Source organism: Rhodoferax fermentans (assembly GCF_002017865.1).
Classification (GTDB): Bacteria; Pseudomonadota; Gammaproteobacteria; order Burkholderiales; family Burkholderiaceae_C; genus Rhodoferax; species Rhodoferax fermentans.
The window spans coordinates 3499424-3514497 of the sequence record NZ_MTJN01000002.1 but is presented as its reverse complement, the minus strand read 5'-3'; the positions used below and the strand labels follow the sequence as shown (position 1 = coordinate 3514497).

Below are 15074 nucleotides of genomic sequence, written 5' to 3'. Positions count from 1 at the left end.
CCGGCGGATGGTCGGACTGAGCTGTTATCAGTGTGAGCAAGAGCCTGAATTGGCAGGCCTTTGGCGCGCAACTTCCGGTTTAGTCTGCTCGCGGTATGGGGACAATTTCTGCACGACATGAACGGCTCAATCAGCCAGTTTGAGAAGCGGGAAGACATGAACATCAGTCAGACATTGAGCGCACGCACCTCAAGTGCCACCACCAGTCAGACCACCACACAGGCTGCGGCCGCTGCCAACCCGATCACGGCCAGCATCAACAAATCCACGGCCAAGCTCAAGACGCAACTCGACACCGCCACCGCCAACCTCTCGACCCTGGGCAAGTTCAAGGCTTCGGTGTCCGTGGTGCAGACCTCGGCCAAAAGCCTGAGCAGCTTGAAGGACAGCAGCACCAGCGATGAGGTGAAAAAAGCGCTGACAGCCTTTGTCAACGACTTCAACAGCATGCTGAGCGCAACCCAGACGGCAGCCGCCGACAGCAGTGGTGTGAGCACCATCAGCCGCGGCATGACCCGCGCCATGACGGCAGACTTTTCCAGGGTCAGTGCCTTGCGGCAAATGGGTTTCACCAAAGCCAGTGATGGCAGCCTGAAGCTTGATACCGCCAAGTTTGAGGCGGCTTTCAAGGCCTCTCCCAGCAATGTTCAGGGCACATTGGCCAAGCTGGGGCAGTTGGTGGACAAGGCAGCGGGCAAAGAACTGGCCAGTGATGGCCGCATCAACAGCTCGATGACTGCACTCAGCAGCAAATCATCGGTCCTGCAGCTGCAGCAAAGTGCTTTGCTCAAAGCCGCGCAGCAGTACGCGAGTTTGTCATCAGCGTCTGTCAGCAGCGCTTTGAACTTCTACCAGTCAGGTCGTTAGTGGCGGTTGGCACCAGCTAGGGGGCGGCCTGCCATCTCAGTGGGCGCGCCCCTCGGGCTCAATGATCACCAGCGCAATGCCACACACGAGCAAACCCGCACCGAGCCAGAACGACACATCCGGTTGCTCGGCAAACACCAGGTAACCCAGCGCCGGGCTGAACAGCAGCATCGAAAAACTGCCCGCCTCGACCGCTGAGGCGTCGCCTGCGCGGTAGGCAAAAAAGTAGGACAGGTAAATGCCCGACGAGGCCACGCCAATGACGGGTAACAAGCCCCAGCTCGCCATGGGCAGATCAGGCAGGTTGAAGCCACTCATGACACCAAAACACAACCAGCAGGCGGTTTGGCTCCAGACCAGGATCGCGATGGGGTTCTCCTTGCCGGAGTATTTTTTGAGCACCACCCCGAGCATCGCTTCCATCAGCGCACCAAACATGGCCACCAGCGCCGCCCAACGCAGCATGCCCGCTCCGGGGTGCAGGATGGTTAACACCCCGCCAAAACCCACGGCCACCCCCAGCCAGCGTAACCAATGCGGCTTTTCCCCGAGTAGCCACACGCCCAGCGGCAGCATGAACAGGCTGCCGGTCATCAAATAAGCGCTGGCCTCAGCCAGTGGCAGGTGTGACACCGCCCAGGCCGCGCACCAGGCCGAGGTCACGATAAAACCGGCGCGCAGCAGGTGCATTTGAGGGTGGCGCGTGGCCACCGCCCTGCCGCGTGTCCACAGCACCCAGGGCGCCACCATCAGCAGCACCGTGGTGGCTTGCAAAAACAGCACTTCTTTGGGCGCCATACCCTGTTCCATCAGGTGTTTGTTGCAGGCATCCAGCACCGACCAACACAACATCGCCAGCATGACCAGCAGTACCCCGCGTGTGTTGCCCGCACGGGACAGCCAGAATGTTTTGAGACGGATCAGCATAAAAAAATGAGTGTATTGGCGTGACATCGCTTGGGTCTGCCAAGCTTAGGATCAGGCGGCGCAAGACACCTCGGAAGGCTCAGTCTGTCTCACGCGCCAAGGTGTGTGATTGTGGCGGATGGCTTGTTCACACCAAACCGGCCAGGCCGATCACCTCGCGCCACACGGCCAGCTTGCGCTCAAACGACCAACTGGCGTTGGCCGGACTGGTGGAGGGCAGCCGATAAACAGGCAAACCCAGACTGCGGGTCAGGCGCGCGTGTTTGAAGCTCTCGCCGCCGTTGTGGGCAATCACCTGCAGTTGCGGGCAACGCTGCACCAGACCCGCCAAGTCATTGGCCTGGGGCTGCTGGATGGCACTGTCCAGGCTGCCCGAGCGTTCGCAGGAGGCATACACGTCCCACAGCCCGATGCCTTTGTCGAGCATCCAGTCAATACGATTTTGATAGCTTTCTACCCTTATTTCATAAGGGCTAGAGGGCCAAATGGCTTGCAAAATGCGCCAGAAGGCATTTTGCGGGTGGGCGTAATACTGCTGGCGCGCCAGCGAGGTGGCGCCCGGAAAACTGCCCAGCACCAGCAGCCGGCTGTGCGGCGCCACCAGGGGCGCCAGGCCCTGCAAACGCGCGGGCTGTGCCACGGGTTCGTCGCTGGTCAATTCCCCACCTTGAGGAACAGGTCGCGGTCGGGTGCAAAGTTGGCGTGCAAGGGCAGCAAGGCGCCACCGAGCGCACGCGCGTCGGGGCCGACTTCGCCGGCGATCACGTTGGCGCTCCACAAACCTTCCCAGTTGTAGTGGCGCAGCGCGTCCTGGGTGGCAGCGATCAGCTCCGAGAGCAAGGTGCGGCTGAACGAGCCGTCGATCACCACCGCGTCAATGTCCAGGAACGCGGTGCCGCTGATCACCGTGTGGGCCAGCGCATTGGCGGCGTGCTGGATCCAGCCGCGGGTTTCGGACTCGTACCGGGCAGAAAGCGCCCGGTCATCGTAGGCGGCATGAGGGTCGAGCTGCTGGGCCGACAGGCGCCGCTCCAGCTCCCATAACGAGGCATGGCTGATCAGCTGTTCGGGCGGCTGGCTGCGCTGCGCTAGCCCCATCGGCAAAGATGCCACCGCGCCTGCGTTGCCATGCACACCGCCATGCAGGTGTGAGTTGATCACCAGGCCACCACCCACAAAGGTGTCGACAAACAGGTACAAAAAATTCTTCAGATCGCGCCCACGCCCGGCCACCAGCTCGGCCACACAGGCGGCCGAGGTGTCTTTGGCGAAACTCACCGGCACCTCGGTCATGGCCTGCACCTGGGTCCGCAGGTCGATCTGGTTCCAGGCCTCGGACTGCGCCTCGGACAAACCCAACATGCGGTGCCAGCCGCCCATCTGGAACGGCGCCGCCAGGCCAATTCCCACCAGCCGGTGTTTGAACGGCCCGAGGGAGTGGTGCAAGGTGTGCATGTGCTCGGCCACGGTGGGCAACAAGGTCCTGATGTCGGGAAACGCGTAGTCCAGCCGCAGCCTCTCTCTCACCTGGCCGGTGAAGTCCACCAGCATCCATTCGGCGTTGCGACGGCCAATCTTGATGCCCATCGAAAACGCGCCGTCCGGGTTCAGCGCGAGCGGAATCGAGGGTTGGCCAATGCGTCCGCGCACCGGGCTTTGTTTGAGCACCAGGTCATCCTCTTCGAGGCGGGAGGTGATCAGGCCGATGGTTTGGGCGGTGAGTCCGGTCAGGCGGGCCAGGTCGGCCTTGGGCAGGCTACCGTTGAGGCGAATGGCCTGCAACACCACCCGTTCGTTGAACTGGCGCATGCCCACATGGTTGGAGCCACGTGGGCGCAGCAGCGGCGGTGTGGGTGTGTCGGTCTTGTCGGGTGTCATGGCCTCAGGTCTTCGCCGAGCACCCCTTTGCGCAAAATGAAGTTGCCAAAAGGCTGCAGTTCACCGGTCAGCACCACCGCATGGGCCGTGCGGGTGCGCTCGTAAAAGGCATAACGCTCGATGTGTTCCACACTCTGGTGCGCCAGCAAGTCGGGGTTGATGACCTCAATCACCTCGCGTTGCAGCGCCGAGCGGTAATCTTCGGGCTGGTCACTGACCCCCATGAACCCGACCGGATGGTCCACGTCGGCCGCCAGCGGAAAGAGCGAGGTGACGGCGCGCACCACCTGCAGCATGGAACTGCCCGGCAGGCGGATGACAGGTTTGCCAGCGGCAAAACGGGTGGCGCTGAAGTTGGCGTCTGCCAACACCAGGGCCTCGTCATGGCCCATTTCCATCAAAATTTTCAACAGCTCAGGGGTGAGCAGCGGGTCGATTCCTTTAAGCATGCAAGTCTTTCTGTGGGTGTGATCACGCAAGTGCTTCGGCGGGTAACTCGTCCACCGTTTTGGCACCGGTCATCACCGCCACCGTGTCACTCATGCTGATGGTTTTGGGGTTGACCACGGCGGCGCGTTTTCCCAGGCGCTGGATATGGATACGGTCCGCCACCTCAAACACATGGGGCATATTGTGGCTGATCAGAATCACTGGCAAACCCTTGTCGCGCACCCGGCGGATCAGCTCCAGCACCATGTTGCCTTCTTTGACACCGAGTGCAGCGGTCGGTTCGTCCATGATCACCACATGCTGGGCAAATGCCGCCGCACGGGCGACGGCGACACACTGGCGCTGGCCGCCTGAGAGCGTTTCCACCGCCTGCGTCATCGAGCGGATGCCGACTTTGAGGTCGTTCATGCGCGCAATCGCCTGAGCCAGCATTTCTTTTTTGTCGAGCAGGCGCAGCAGCTGGCCGATGAAGCCGGGTTTGAGGATCTCGCGGCCCAGAAACAGGTTTTCGGCAATGCTCATGGCCGGGGCCACCGCCAGGTCCTGGTAGACCGTCTCGATCCCGGCCCGGCGCGCGTCAATCGGTGACCTGAAAAACACCGGTTTGCCATCGAGCAGCACCTCACCCTCGTCGGGTGTGTTGGCACCGGACAGCACCTTGATCAGTGAGGACTTGCCAGCGCCGTTGTCACCAATCACCGCCAAAATCTCCCCGGCCCGCAACTCGAAGTCGACACCATCGAGCGCCACCACCTGACCAAAGCGTTTGGTGATGCCCTTGGCCTGCATGACCAGGGGTTGGATTACTTTTGGATTCATGTCAGTCCCCCCATAAATTGGACACTTGGCGCACCATGGCACCAAGCCAGCACACACCACGGAACCGGCTTTGCCGGGCCGTCGGTGTGGTCCCCCTTGAGGGGGAAGACGCGAAGCGGCTCAGGGGGGGCATCATCTGGCTCCTTTGCGGGACATTTGGTCGGCAGCAACGGCGAGGATTACCAAGACACCGGTGATCAGCGTTTGGTAGACCGAGGCCACACCCATCAGGGTCAGGCCGTTGCGGAACACCCCCACAATCACCGCGCCGACCAGCGAGCCCAGAATGATGCCGCGCCCGCCAAACAGGCTGGTGCCTCCCAGCACCACGGCGGTGATCGCGTCGAGGTTCTCGGTGGTGCCAGCATTGGGGTCTCCGACGCCGGTGCGCGCCACCGACAGCAGGGCGGCGATGCCGTAAAACAGACCCGCCAGCGCATACACCACCACCAGCACCTTGTCTACGCTGATGCCGATCAGGCGCGCTGCCTCGGGGTTGTTGCCCACGGCGTAGAGGTGGCGGCCCGGTGCGGTTTCGCGCAGCACAAACCAGGCCAGGCCGTACAAGACCAGCATGGTCACCGTACCCAGGCTGACCTCGGTACTGCCGATGTTGAAGGTGTTGCCCAGGAAGGTCATGGCCGGCGGCAGGTTGGTGATGGTCTGCGCCTCGGAATAAATCTGGGTGATGGCAAAGGCAATGTTCAAGGTGCCCAGCGTCACGATGAAAGGCGGCAGTTTCACACGGGTCACCAGCAGGCCGTTGAGCAAGCCGGCGCAGCTGGTCACCAGCAGGCCACAGACGATGGCCAGGTAGGGGTTCATGCCGTAGTCCACCGCAAATTTGGTCATGACCACACCTCCCAAGGCCATCACCATGCCGCAGGACAGGTCAATACCCGCCGTCAGGATGATCAGCGACTGACCAATCGCAATCACCCCCACCACCATCACCTGCTGCAGCACCAGCGAGAGGTTTTCACCACTCAAAAAGCGGCTGGACTGGGAGGTGAAAAACAGGCAGGTGATCGCCAGTGCGATCCAGGGCCCTAGGGCGCCCCAGGGAATGGTGGACTTGGATAGGTTCATGAGCAAGGCCTCAGCATTTGAAACAACACGTGTGTGGGTACACAACCATCATCTGTACAGGACAGGCGCCACAGCTTTGACCGGGCCTGGCCCGGCTGCTACCGCGTTTGGCATGGCAGAGCTTGTCCGCCATGCCGCCTGTCCTGGTGATGTGCGAGGCTTACTTCTTGCCCCAGCACAGGTCCAGGCCGACCTTGGTGTCCTTGCTGTCCACGCCCGCGATCGCGTTCTTGGCGATCAGGGTCACACCGGTGTCCACATAACCCGTGGCCTTTTTGCCAGTCTTGGCGTATTCCACCCCGGCGGCCACACCCATCGAAGCCATCTTCAGCGGGTATTGCTGAGAGGTGGCGGTGATGATGCCAGCCTCGGTGTCCTTGATGCCCTGGCAGCCGCCGTCCACCGAGAGGATCAGCACACCTTTTTCTTTGCCGGCCTTTTTCAGCGCGTTGTAGGCGCCAGCAGCAGCAGGTTCATTGATGGTGTAGACGACATTGATGCCAGGGTCTTTTTGCAGGCAGTTTTCCATCGCGGTCTGGCCTTTGGCACGGTCACCGTTGGTGTCGTTGGCGCAGACGATCTCTGGTGCTGTGGAGAGCTCATTGGACTTGGCGTCATTGGCTTTCAGGCCAAAACCCGCCATAAACCCGTTGTGGCGCTGCGCCCCCACCGGGTGGCCAGGGAACAGGTCGAGCATCGCGATCTTGACCGGTTTGCCTGCCATTGCGGCCTTGGCGTATTGGCCAATCAGCACCCCGGCCTTGTAGTTGTCGGTGGCAAATAACGCGTCAGCGCCCTCAAACGGGCTGTCCAGCGCAATCACCTGCACGCCTTTGGCCTGGATTTTTTTCACGGTCGGGATGATCGCGTCACCGGCCGAGGTGATCATGATGGTCTTGGCACCGGCAGACGCCATGTTTTCCAGCGCGGTGATCTGGCCAGCGGTGTCACCGTCGATCTTGCCCGCGGCAGACATCAGTTTGGCACCCGCTTTCTCAGCCTCGGCCTTGGCACCCTCTTTCATCTTGACGAAGAAGGGGTTAGTCTCGGTCTTGGTGATCAGGCCGATCACCGGGGCGTCGGCAGCAAAGGCGCTGCCCACGGCCAGGGTCAGGGTGCTCAGGATCAGGGGGGTGGAGAATTTCATGGTCTTCCTTCAGAGAGTGACCTTGCGGTCGGGTTGGGATGTCTTCACTGTTGGCCCCGGATGTGTCCCCGGGTAAGCACGCTTGATCGATCAGCGTGGCTGGAATATAGTTCTGTTAAAGTTATTAAATCAAGTTGTTTTAGTTATGGAAAACCCTAACATGCAGCAAATTCATACACAGATCCAGGTCGCCACGGCCGGGGAGGCGTTGATCGACCTGATTGCGGCGGAAGACGGCCGTTTTGAGCCCTGTCTGGGGGGCGCGGTGTACAACCTGTCGCGGGCGCTGGCGCGCCAGGGTGTGGCGACGATGTACCTCAACCCGCTCTCCAAAGACCGCTTGGGTCGCCAGCTGGCTGCCGCGCTGGTCCAGGACGGGGTGGTTCTGGCACAGCCCAAACCGGTGCAGGAGGTCACCTCGTTGGCGGTGGTGAATCTCGATGCCAGCGGGCACCCCAGCTACGCGTTTTACCGTGAGGGGGTGGCGGACCGCGCCACCAACGCGGTGACCCTGACCCAGGCCTGCAGCCAGGCCGAGAGCCTGGCGCTGGTGTGCACCGGTGCACTGGCGCTGTCACCGGACGATGCCGAGACCTACCTGCCCTGGCTGGCCGCCCAGCGCCAGGCCGGGCGCACCGTGGTGATTGACGCCAACCTGCGCCCCTCGGTCATGCCCAACCTGGAGCTGTACCGCCGCCATGTGCTGGCTGCCCTGCAGTTTGCCGATGTGATCAAGGCCAGCGATGAAGACCTGAACTGCCTGGCCCTGCCCGGCGACAACCCCTTGGCACAGGCGCGCCACCTGCTGCAGGCCTGCCGTGCCAGTGTCATCGCCCTGACGCTGGGTAGCCAAGGCGCGGCCTTGTTGACCCGCCATGGCCAGCTGTTCACCGCCCGGGAGTCAGAGCCCATCAGCGTGGTCGACACCGTGGGGGCTGGGGACTGTTTTCTGGCGGGTTGGGTGGTGACCCTGTTGCAGCACCACCTGCCAACCGACTGGGGCTCTGGCGCCGTCTCGCCCGAGGTGGCCCGGGACCTGTTGTGCAGTGCCATCGCCAGCGCCAGCCTGTGTGTGATGCAGCGCGGCTGTGTGCCACCCACACGCTCCGAGGTGCTGGACCGGCTGGAGACGGTGGCGCTGGATTTTGCAGGCTGAGGTGTGCTTGGTTGAATCCCTGCTCATGACCGGGCGGCGGGGCTCTAAACTGACCCCGAAACCCTGACAGAAATAGATAAAAATTGCCTCTAGCCCTTATACATCAAGGGCATCCAGCTATGAATTTTGAGAAATAGCCATGCTTGCCAATCCCCCCATGTTTTCCATGGCCTTGCCCGATCTTGTCCAGCAACGCATCCGCCACCTGCTGGCCAGTGGTAGCCGCAAGATCCTGGGCATTGCTGCCGCCCCAGGGGCGGGCAAATCGACCCTGGCCCAGGCCATCCAGACCCAGTTTGGGGAGGCCGTGCAGGTGGTGCCGATGGACGGCTTTCACCTGGCCAACAGCGAGTTGCATCGCCTGGGGCGCCGCAGCCGCAAAGGCGCGCCCGACACCTTTGACGCAGCGGGTTATGTCAACCTGATACGCCGCATCCATGGCCAAGGCCCGGGCGAGCTGGTGTACGCCCCCGAGTACCGGCGCGAGGTCGAGAAGGCCATTGCCGGTGCCATTGCGGTGCTGCCGCAGACCCAGCTGATCGTCACCGAAGGCAACTACCTGTTGCTCGACGATGACCCATGGTGCCAGCTTCCCGAGGTGCTGGACGAGACCTGGTATCTGGACGTGCCCGACGACCTGCGCGAGAGCCGCCTGCTGGCGCGCCACATGCGGTTTGGCCGCACCGAGCAGCAGGCGCGCGACTGGATCGCCAGCACCGACGCGCCCAATGCGCTGCGCATCGCCCAAGGCCGGGCGCGAGCGGATGTGTGTGTGCCCTGGTTGTGAGTCTTACAGCACCCGAAACAGCTTGTCCTTGAGGGTTGGCAGATCCTTGGCTGCGGCCATGGTGCTCAGCCACAGGGGGTAGACCTGGCGCAGCTCTGCCGCAGTGCTGCTCTCGCCGACCGCTTTGACGAGCGACATGCGCATGTGCTGGCCAAATTCCATGTTGACGGTGTTGATCATGAAGTTGCGTGCCATCGTCAGCTCCAGGGCGCTGCGCTTCTCTGGTGGTGGCAAGGTCGCGAGATCGGCCTGGGCACCTGTCGGCGTTGTGGCTGCTTGCAGCGTGCCAGACCTGGCAGCGGGTGGTGCCGTCAACGAGCCGACCACCTCGATACATTGCCGCTGCAGCAAATCGCCGAGCAGTTCAGCCACCGGGTGACCCGCCACAAACATCGCCAGCTCCTGACCGCTGCGTTTGCCGTCCACCAGGATCAGCAGGCGCCGCGTCAGGGGTGGCAGACCTATTGTGCGGGTGGCCACCTCGTGTTGCCCCAGCGCGGTTTTGGCCAGGACGGCGGTGAGGAGATCGATGTTGGCAGGAGGCTGGGTGTTGGGCATAAACAGTGCAGGCGCTCTCAAGAACATGAAAGATCACCCACATTGTGTGGCTGTTTCCCAAATTCGGGGTTAACCCTGAACACAACGCTCCGGCTCAGCCCGGGTTGAAGCTCACAAGCTGCGGTTGCGCGCCAGCGGTGGGTTTCTGGCGAAATAAGCCTCGATGCCTTTCATCAGCGCATCGGCCAGCTGCTCCTGGTAGGCATCGCTGTTGAGTTTGGCTTCTTCGACCGGGTTGCTGATGAAGGCCGCCTCGACCAACACACTCGGGATGTCGGGCGCCTTGAGCACCGCAAACGACGCCTGTTCCACCTTGGGTTTGTGTAACTTGCCCACACGTTTGATCTCCCCGAGCATGGCGCCGCCGAGCTGCAGGCTGTCCTTGATCTGGGCGGTGGTGCTCATGTCCAGCAGCGCACGGCGCACCTGGACATCTTTGGCCTTGACGTTGAGGCCACCAATCAAGTCGGCCTTGTTTTCCTTGTCGGCCATCCAGCGTGCCGCCGAGCTGGAGGCGCCACCCTGGCTCAGCGCAAACACGCTGGCGCCCTGCGGGTTGGGCGTGAAAAACGCGTCGGCGTGTAAGCTGATGAACAGGTCGGCCTTGACCCGGCGGGCCTTGTCCACCCGCACACCCAGCGGTACAAAGAAGTCGGAGTCACGCGTCATGAAGGCGCGCATCGCGTTGCCGTTGACGGTGCTGTTGTTGATGCGTTCACGCAGCCGGTGCGCCAGGCGCAGCACCACGTCTTTTTCACGCGTGCCGCCGGGGCCGATGGCGCCCGGGTCTTCGCCGCCGTGGCCGGGGTCGAGCGCAATGATGATCAGCCGGTCGGTCGCCTGCGGGCGCGGTACCGACATAAAAGGGCCTTCCTGATTTGATAATCCTTTTTGGCCGCCAGACCCCGTGAGTAAAGGGTTACCAGCTACGCTTGTGCTAGCACCTTGCGCCTGGCTGCTGCCGGGTTTGGGCGCTTGGGTGGAGGCGCTGGGTTTGGATTTTTGGGCCATCAGCTCACCCAGCGGGTCAGCGGCTGAGTTGCTTTGGGGTGTTTGAGGTGACGCGCTGGTGGCGTCTTTCAAACGCTCGGCAATCAAGGCCTCCAGCGGGTCGGGCAGCACCGTGGGGTAGAGGTCAAACACCAGTCGGTGCCGGTAGGCGGCCACCGGTGGCAGGTTGAACACCTGGGGCGCCACCGGCTGTTTCAGGTCCACCACCAGCCGCACCACACCCGGGCCAAACTGGCCAACACGGATGCCGTTGATGGTCGGATCGGTTGGGCCCACCTTGGCCACCAGTTCTTTGAGTGCCGGGTTCAGGTCAATGCCACGCACATCCACCGCCAGACGCGGCGGGTTGGGGATGAAGTTCTGGGTGAACGTCAGCAACGCGTCGGACTCGATGGTGACACGTGAGTAGTCTGGCGCCGGCCACACCCGCACCGCCAGGATGGTGGCGCCACGCGCCAGCTGCTGCGCACCCAGCAGCAACACCAGCGCGCCACTTTGGACAAAGTCACGGCGTTTCACAGATCGTCCTCATGGCGGGTAGATCTACCCGGCTTCACCACGGTTCTAAGAAAAATAGCCATCTAGCCCCTGTCCTGATTGGGTGTATTGCTATTAAAAGTAGATAACAGGGCCCGTCCGATGGCGCTGTGTGCGGTGGCTGTGACCTGGCGCGCGCTGTCTTCCTCCGTTACCAGCTGCAGCACCAGATCGGCCTGTGGCAGCTGGCCTGCCACCTTGTCCGGCCACTCGGCCAGCTTCAGGCCCGGGCTGGCAAAAATGTCGCGAAAACCGGCGTCTTCCCATTCCTGCGGGTTGGTAAAGCGGTAAAAGTCAAAGTGCCACACGGCCAAGTCGGGTAGTTCATAAGTCTCCACCACCGCATAGGTCGGGCTTTTGATGCGGCCTGACACGCCCAGCGCACGCAGCAGGTGCCGCACCAGCGTGGTTTTGCCCGCGCCCAGGTCACCGCGCAACTCGATAAAAGCCTGGCGCAGCGCGGGCTGCTTGACCAGCGCCTGCGCAAAGTCTTGTGTGGCGGCTTCATCCGGCCAGACCAGGGTTTTTACAATCGGCAGGTGAACAGTTTCAGAACACATAACAAGGGTGATGACTGGGTCTCCAGGATCCGGGGCTGGGCACGTGAGCTGGGATTTTCCCAAATTGGCGTGACCGGGGTCGATTTGTCCTCGGCAGAACCCGGATTATCGGCCTGGCTGGAGGCGGGCTGGCATGGCCAAATGGCCTACATGGCGGCACACGGCCTCAAGCGCGCGCGACCGGCCGAACTGGTGCCAGGCACCCTGAGTGTGATCACTGCACGCATGGACTACTTGCCCAGCAACACACCCGTAGGCTGGCAGAGGGTGGAGTTGGACCGCTCGAATGAGCCAACACAAGGCATTGTGTCGCTCTACGCCCGAGGCCGGGACTACCACAAGGTGATGCGCCAGCGCCTGCAAACCTTGTGTGAGCAGATGGTGATGGAGTTGGGTCCACTGGGTTACCGCGTTTTCACCGACTCGGCGCCGGTGCTCGAGGTGGAACTGGCCAGCCGCAGCGGCCTGGGCTGGCGTGGCAAACACACGCTTGCGCTCAACCGCGAGGCCGGGTCAATGGCGTTTCTGGGTGAGATTTTTGTCGACATGGCCTTGCCGCCAACTGAGCCGGTCCGCAGCCACTGCGGCAGCTGCAGCGCGTGCCTGGACGTGTGTCCGACCCAAGCCATTGTGGCGCCGTACCGGCTCGATGCGCGCCGTTGCCTGTCCTACCTGAGCATCGAACACGCCGGGCCGATCCCTGAGGCACTGCGTGTGCCAATGGGTAACCGCATTTACGGCTGTGACGACTGCCAACTGGTCTGCCCCTGGAACAAGTTCGCCCAGACCAGCAAGCTACCTGACTTTGACGCTCGGCAACAGCTGGTGGAGCAGCCGCTGGTAGCGCTGTTTGCCTGGACTGAAGACGCGTTTTTGCGCCACACCGAAGGCAGCCCGATCCGGCGCATTGGCCATGAACGCTGGCTGCGCAATCTGGCGGTGGCCCTGGGCAACGCCTTGCGGGTGGCCTCGTCCGACGACCAGCGGCAGGTGTTGATGGCGGCATTGCACAGCCGACGGGCGCATCCCAGTGAACTGGTGCGTGAACACGTGGTCTGGGCGCTGGCGCAGGCCTGAAGCTTGTGACAGGCTCACTACAATTTGCTGACACATGTCTTGTACCCAAGACTTGACCCGTCCAAGACAGCTCAGCCCAGGAAAGCCCATGTTGATCAAGCGCATCACGGTTGGTGAGATCAAAGTTCCGCTCAAAGTCCCGTTCAAAACCGCTGTGCGCACGGTCACCGAGGTCCACGACCTGGTGATTTGCATCGAGACCGACACCGGCCTGGCCGGTTATGGCGAGGCGCCTGCCACCGCTGTCATCACCGGTGATCTGCTGGGCTCGATGCGTGCCGCGTTGGACCTGCTGGCGCCACGCCTGCTGGGGCGCAAGTTGATGGACTTCAATGCCTTGTTGTTGTTGATCCAGCGCAGTGTGATTCACCACAGCAGCCTCAAGGCCGCGCTCGAAATTGCGCTGTATGACCTGCGCGCCCGCGCTTTTGGGGTGCCGCTCTACCAGTTGCTCGGTGGTGGTGACCCGCAGCTCAAGACCGACATCACGATCAGCGTCAATGACCTGGATGTGATGGTCAAGGACGCCCTGCGGGCGGTGGCTGAGGGCTTTGACTGCCTCAAGATCAAGGTCGGTGGCCACACCTGGCAGGACGATGTGGACAGTGTGCTGGCGATCGAGCGCGCGGTTGGCCCGCATGTGGCGCTTCGGCTCGATGCCAACCAGGGCTGGACTGCCAAACACGCGGTGCTGGTGATCCAGGCCATTGAAAAAGCCGGGGTGGCTTTGGAGCTGGTCGAGCAGCCGGTCAAGGCCGACGATGTGGCGGGCCTCAAGTTTGTGACCGAGCACACGCTGACCCCCGTTCTGGCCGACGAGGCGGTGTTTTCCACGCGTGATGCGCTGCATATTCTGGCCACCGGTAGCGCCGATATCGTCAACATCAAACTCATGAAAACCGGTGGCATCAGCCAGGCCATCGAGGTGGCCAGCCTGGCGCGCCTGCACCAGCGCACCTGCATGGTCGGTTGTATGCTGGAGAGCGCCATCAGTGTCACCGCTGCCGCGCACTTTGCGGTGGCGTTTGAAGATGTGGTGTCCTACATCGACCTGGATGGCCCACAGCTCTGTGCCAGCAGCGCGGTGGACGGTGGCATGCGCATGAATGGCCCCTGGATCACGTTGCCGGATGCACCAGGACTGGGCATCACGGCGGTGCATGGTTTGACACACATAAAGGTTTTTGATGTCTGATTTTCTGAAGCAGCCTGTTGCGCAGGTGTATCCCACCAGCCAGTTGCGCATCCACCAATTTGCCGCTTTGGCACCCGGCCCGCGCCTGATCGTGTTGGGCGCGGTGCACGGCAACGAGGTGGCTGGCAGCCGGGGTATCGAGCGGGTGGTGGCTGAACTTGACAGCGGTGCCCTGCAGCTGGCCCGTGGCTCGGTCACGTTTGTGCCGGTCTCCAACCCGTTGGCCTACCAAAAGGTGCAGCGCAATGGCGACCGCAACCTGAACCGCAATCTGCGTCCCACCGATAGCCCGCAAGACTACGAGGACAGGCTAGCCAATGTGCTCTGCCCCTTTCTGGCCGGGCATGAGGTGCTATTAGATTTGCATTCTTTCCAGGCGCCGTCACAAGCGTTTGCGATGCTCGGTCCACAAGACAACAACGGTGATCTGGAACCCTTTGCCCACGCTGCCCAGGAGCAGGCGCTGGCGGTGCGCCTGGGTGTCAACCGGGTGGTGGAGGGGTGGCTCTCGACCTACGCGGTGGGTGTGCAGCAGCGCCTGGCGCGCACACCGGTGCAGGACCGGGCTGGGTTGCTCAGCACCGACCCGAGTTACGGTGTTGGCACCACCGAATACATGCGCAGCCAGGGGGGCTACGCGATCACCCTCGAATGTGGACAGCACGAGGACCCCGCCGCACCCGGCGTGGCCTACCGTGCCATCCGCAACACGCTGGCGCACCTGGGGCTGGTCGACGAACCCGCGCCACCGCCGTGCCCGAACCTGGAGTTCTTGCGGCTGACCCAGGTGGTGGACCGCCACCATGTGGACGACAGCTTTGTGCGCGCCTGGTCCAGTTTTGATCCGTTGCGCTCTGGCGATCTGGTCGCGACCCGCCACGACGGCACACCGGTATTGGCAGCCACCGACGGTTACATCGTTTTCCCCAATGCCAAAGCCACCCCTGGCAACGAGTGGTTTTACCTGGCGCAAGCCAGTGTGCGTGACCTGACTGCGGTCTGAGCCTGTGCCCGGC

Annotated in this window: 16 protein-coding genes; 6 read left to right on the top strand and 10 right to left on the bottom strand. The window is 62.4% G+C overall.

The features are described from left to right. The first annotated feature begins 156 nt into the window (after positions 1–156). Positions 157–867 (top strand): flagellar filament capping protein FliD, encoded by a 711-nt coding sequence (gene fliD, locus RF819_RS16325; protein ID WP_143541738.1) that lies wholly within the window; start codon positions 157–159, stop codon positions 865–867. 36 nt (positions 868–903) lie between these two features. On the opposite strand, the gene RF819_RS16320 is transcribed toward fliD, so the two are convergent. From RF819_RS16320 to RF819_RS16290, 7 genes are all read right to left on the bottom strand, one after another. Beyond that, positions 904–1794 (bottom strand): DMT family transporter, encoded by an 891-nt coding sequence (locus RF819_RS16320; protein ID WP_158081302.1) that lies wholly within the window; start codon positions 1792–1794, stop codon positions 904–906. A 127-nt stretch (positions 1795–1921) separates the two neighbouring features. Then, positions 1922–2452 carry a DNA-deoxyinosine glycosylase gene (locus RF819_RS16315; protein ID WP_078365952.1) on the bottom strand — a complete coding sequence of 177 codons (531 nt, stop codon included), beginning with the start codon at positions 2450–2452 and terminating at the stop codon, positions 1922–1924. Next, positions 2449–3672 (bottom strand): ROK family transcriptional regulator, encoded by a 1224-nt coding sequence (locus RF819_RS16310; RefSeq protein ID WP_078365951.1) that lies wholly within the window; start codon positions 3670–3672, stop codon positions 2449–2451. The genes RF819_RS16315 and RF819_RS16310 overlap by 4 nt, the downstream gene beginning before the upstream one ends. Further along, complete coding sequence (locus RF819_RS16305; RefSeq protein WP_078365950.1) at positions 3669–4121, bottom strand: RbsD/FucU family protein; 453 nt, start codon at positions 4119–4121, stop codon at positions 3669–3671. Before RF819_RS16305 ends, RF819_RS16310 begins: the two co-directional genes overlap by 4 nt. Positions 4122–4143: 22 nt before the next feature. After that, positions 4144–4941 carry an ATP-binding cassette domain-containing protein gene (locus RF819_RS16300; protein ID WP_078365949.1) on the bottom strand — a complete coding sequence of 266 codons (798 nt, stop codon included), beginning with the start codon at positions 4939–4941 and terminating at the stop codon, positions 4144–4146. A 132-nt stretch (positions 4942–5073) separates the two neighbouring features. Further along, positions 5074–6030, bottom strand: coding sequence for an ABC transporter permease (locus RF819_RS16295; RefSeq protein ID WP_078365948.1), 957 nt, complete (start codon positions 6028–6030; stop codon positions 5074–5076). A 160-nt stretch (positions 6031–6190) separates the two neighbouring features. Next, the gene (locus RF819_RS16290) at positions 6191–7177 is read right to left on the bottom strand and encodes a substrate-binding domain-containing protein (RefSeq protein ID WP_078365947.1); all 987 of its coding nucleotides are present in this window, start codon (positions 7175–7177) and stop codon (positions 6191–6193) included. A gap of 160 nt (positions 7178–7337) precedes the next feature. Between RF819_RS16290 and RF819_RS16285 the strand changes: the two genes are divergently transcribed. Together RF819_RS16285 and RF819_RS16280 are read left to right on the top strand one after the other, a co-directional pair. Further along, the gene (locus tag RF819_RS16285; protein ID WP_242472653.1) at positions 7338–8333 is read left to right on the top strand and encodes a PfkB family carbohydrate kinase; all 996 of its coding nucleotides are present in this window, start codon (positions 7338–7340) and stop codon (positions 8331–8333) included. A gap of 139 nt (positions 8334–8472) precedes the next feature. Next, the gene (locus RF819_RS16280; RefSeq protein WP_078365945.1) at positions 8473–9120 is read left to right on the top strand and encodes a nucleoside/nucleotide kinase family protein; all 648 of its coding nucleotides are present in this window, start codon (positions 8473–8475) and stop codon (positions 9118–9120) included. A gap of 3 nt (positions 9121–9123) precedes the next feature. On the opposite strand, the gene RF819_RS16275 is transcribed toward RF819_RS16280, so the two are convergent. From RF819_RS16275 to tsaE, 3 genes are all read right to left on the bottom strand, one after another. Then, a complete protein-coding gene (locus RF819_RS16275; RefSeq protein ID WP_078365944.1) occupies positions 9124–9678 on the bottom strand; it encodes a hypothetical protein in 555 nt (184 codons plus the stop codon). A 111-nt stretch (positions 9679–9789) separates the two neighbouring features. Continuing rightward, positions 9790–11208, bottom strand: coding sequence for an N-acetylmuramoyl-L-alanine amidase (locus RF819_RS16270; protein ID WP_078365943.1), 1419 nt, complete (start codon positions 11206–11208; stop codon positions 9790–9792). Between the two features lie 62 nt (positions 11209–11270). Continuing rightward, positions 11271–11786 (bottom strand): tRNA (adenosine(37)-N6)-threonylcarbamoyltransferase complex ATPase subunit type 1 TsaE, encoded by a 516-nt coding sequence (tsaE, locus tag RF819_RS16265; RefSeq protein WP_078367000.1) that lies wholly within the window; start codon positions 11784–11786, stop codon positions 11271–11273. Between tsaE and queG the strand changes: the two genes are divergently transcribed. The 3 genes from queG (at position 11766) to RF819_RS16250 (ending at position 15061) form a co-directional block, all read left to right on the top strand. Beyond that, positions 11766–12863, top strand: coding sequence for a tRNA epoxyqueuosine(34) reductase QueG (gene queG, locus RF819_RS16260; protein ID WP_244899926.1), 1098 nt, complete (start codon positions 11766–11768; stop codon positions 12861–12863). The two genes, tsaE and queG, sit on opposite strands and share 21 nt — an antisense overlap. Positions 12864–12951: 88 nt before the next feature. Beyond that, the gene (locus RF819_RS16255) at positions 12952–14058 is read left to right on the top strand and encodes a dipeptide epimerase (RefSeq protein ID WP_078365942.1); all 1107 of its coding nucleotides are present in this window, start codon (positions 12952–12954) and stop codon (positions 14056–14058) included. Then, positions 14051–15061 (top strand): M14 family metallopeptidase, encoded by a 1011-nt coding sequence (locus RF819_RS16250; RefSeq protein WP_078365941.1) that lies wholly within the window; start codon positions 14051–14053, stop codon positions 15059–15061. The genes RF819_RS16255 and RF819_RS16250 overlap by 8 nt, the downstream gene beginning before the upstream one ends. Positions 15062–15074 lie beyond the last annotated feature (13 nt).

What these genes read in the sequence shown, in the direction of transcription:
- RF819_RS16300 (WP_078365949.1), bottom strand. Translation starts at nt 4,941, where the DNA reads ATGAATCCAAAAGTAATCCAACCCCTGGTCATGCAGGCCAAGGGCATC.
- RF819_RS16285 (WP_242472653.1), top strand. Translation starts at nt 7,338, where the DNA reads ATGCAGCAAATTCATACACAGATCCAGGTCGCCACGGCCGGGGAGGCG.
- fliD (WP_143541738.1), top strand. Translation starts at nt 157, where the DNA reads ATGAACATCAGTCAGACATTGAGCGCACGCACCTCAAGTGCCACCACC.
- RF819_RS16320 (WP_158081302.1), bottom strand. Translation starts at nt 1,794, where the DNA reads ATGCTGATCCGTCTCAAAACATTCTGGCTGTCCCGTGCGGGCAACACA.
- tsaE (WP_078367000.1), bottom strand. Translation starts at nt 11,786, where the DNA reads ATGTGTTCTGAAACTGTTCACCTGCCGATTGTAAAAACCCTGGTCTGG.
- RF819_RS16275 (WP_078365944.1), bottom strand. Translation starts at nt 9,678, where the DNA reads ATGCCCAACACCCAGCCTCCTGCCAACATCGATCTCCTCACCGCCGTC.
- RF819_RS16290 (WP_078365947.1), bottom strand. Translation starts at nt 7,177, where the DNA reads ATGAAATTCTCCACCCCCCTGATCCTGAGCACCCTGACCCTGGCCGTG.
- RF819_RS16255 (WP_078365942.1), top strand. Translation starts at nt 12,952, where the DNA reads ATGTTGATCAAGCGCATCACGGTTGGTGAGATCAAAGTTCCGCTCAAA.
- RF819_RS16295 (WP_078365948.1), bottom strand. Translation starts at nt 6,030, where the DNA reads ATGAACCTATCCAAGTCCACCATTCCCTGGGGCGCCCTAGGGCCCTGG.
- RF819_RS16250 (WP_078365941.1), top strand. Translation starts at nt 14,051, where the DNA reads ATGTCTGATTTTCTGAAGCAGCCTGTTGCGCAGGTGTATCCCACCAGC.
- RF819_RS16305 (WP_078365950.1), bottom strand. Translation starts at nt 4,121, where the DNA reads ATGCTTAAAGGAATCGACCCGCTGCTCACCCCTGAGCTGTTGAAAATT.
- RF819_RS16310 (WP_078365951.1), bottom strand. Translation starts at nt 3,672, where the DNA reads ATGACACCCGACAAGACCGACACACCCACACCGCCGCTGCTGCGCCCA.
- RF819_RS16280 (WP_078365945.1), top strand. Translation starts at nt 8,473, where the DNA reads ATGCTTGCCAATCCCCCCATGTTTTCCATGGCCTTGCCCGATCTTGTC.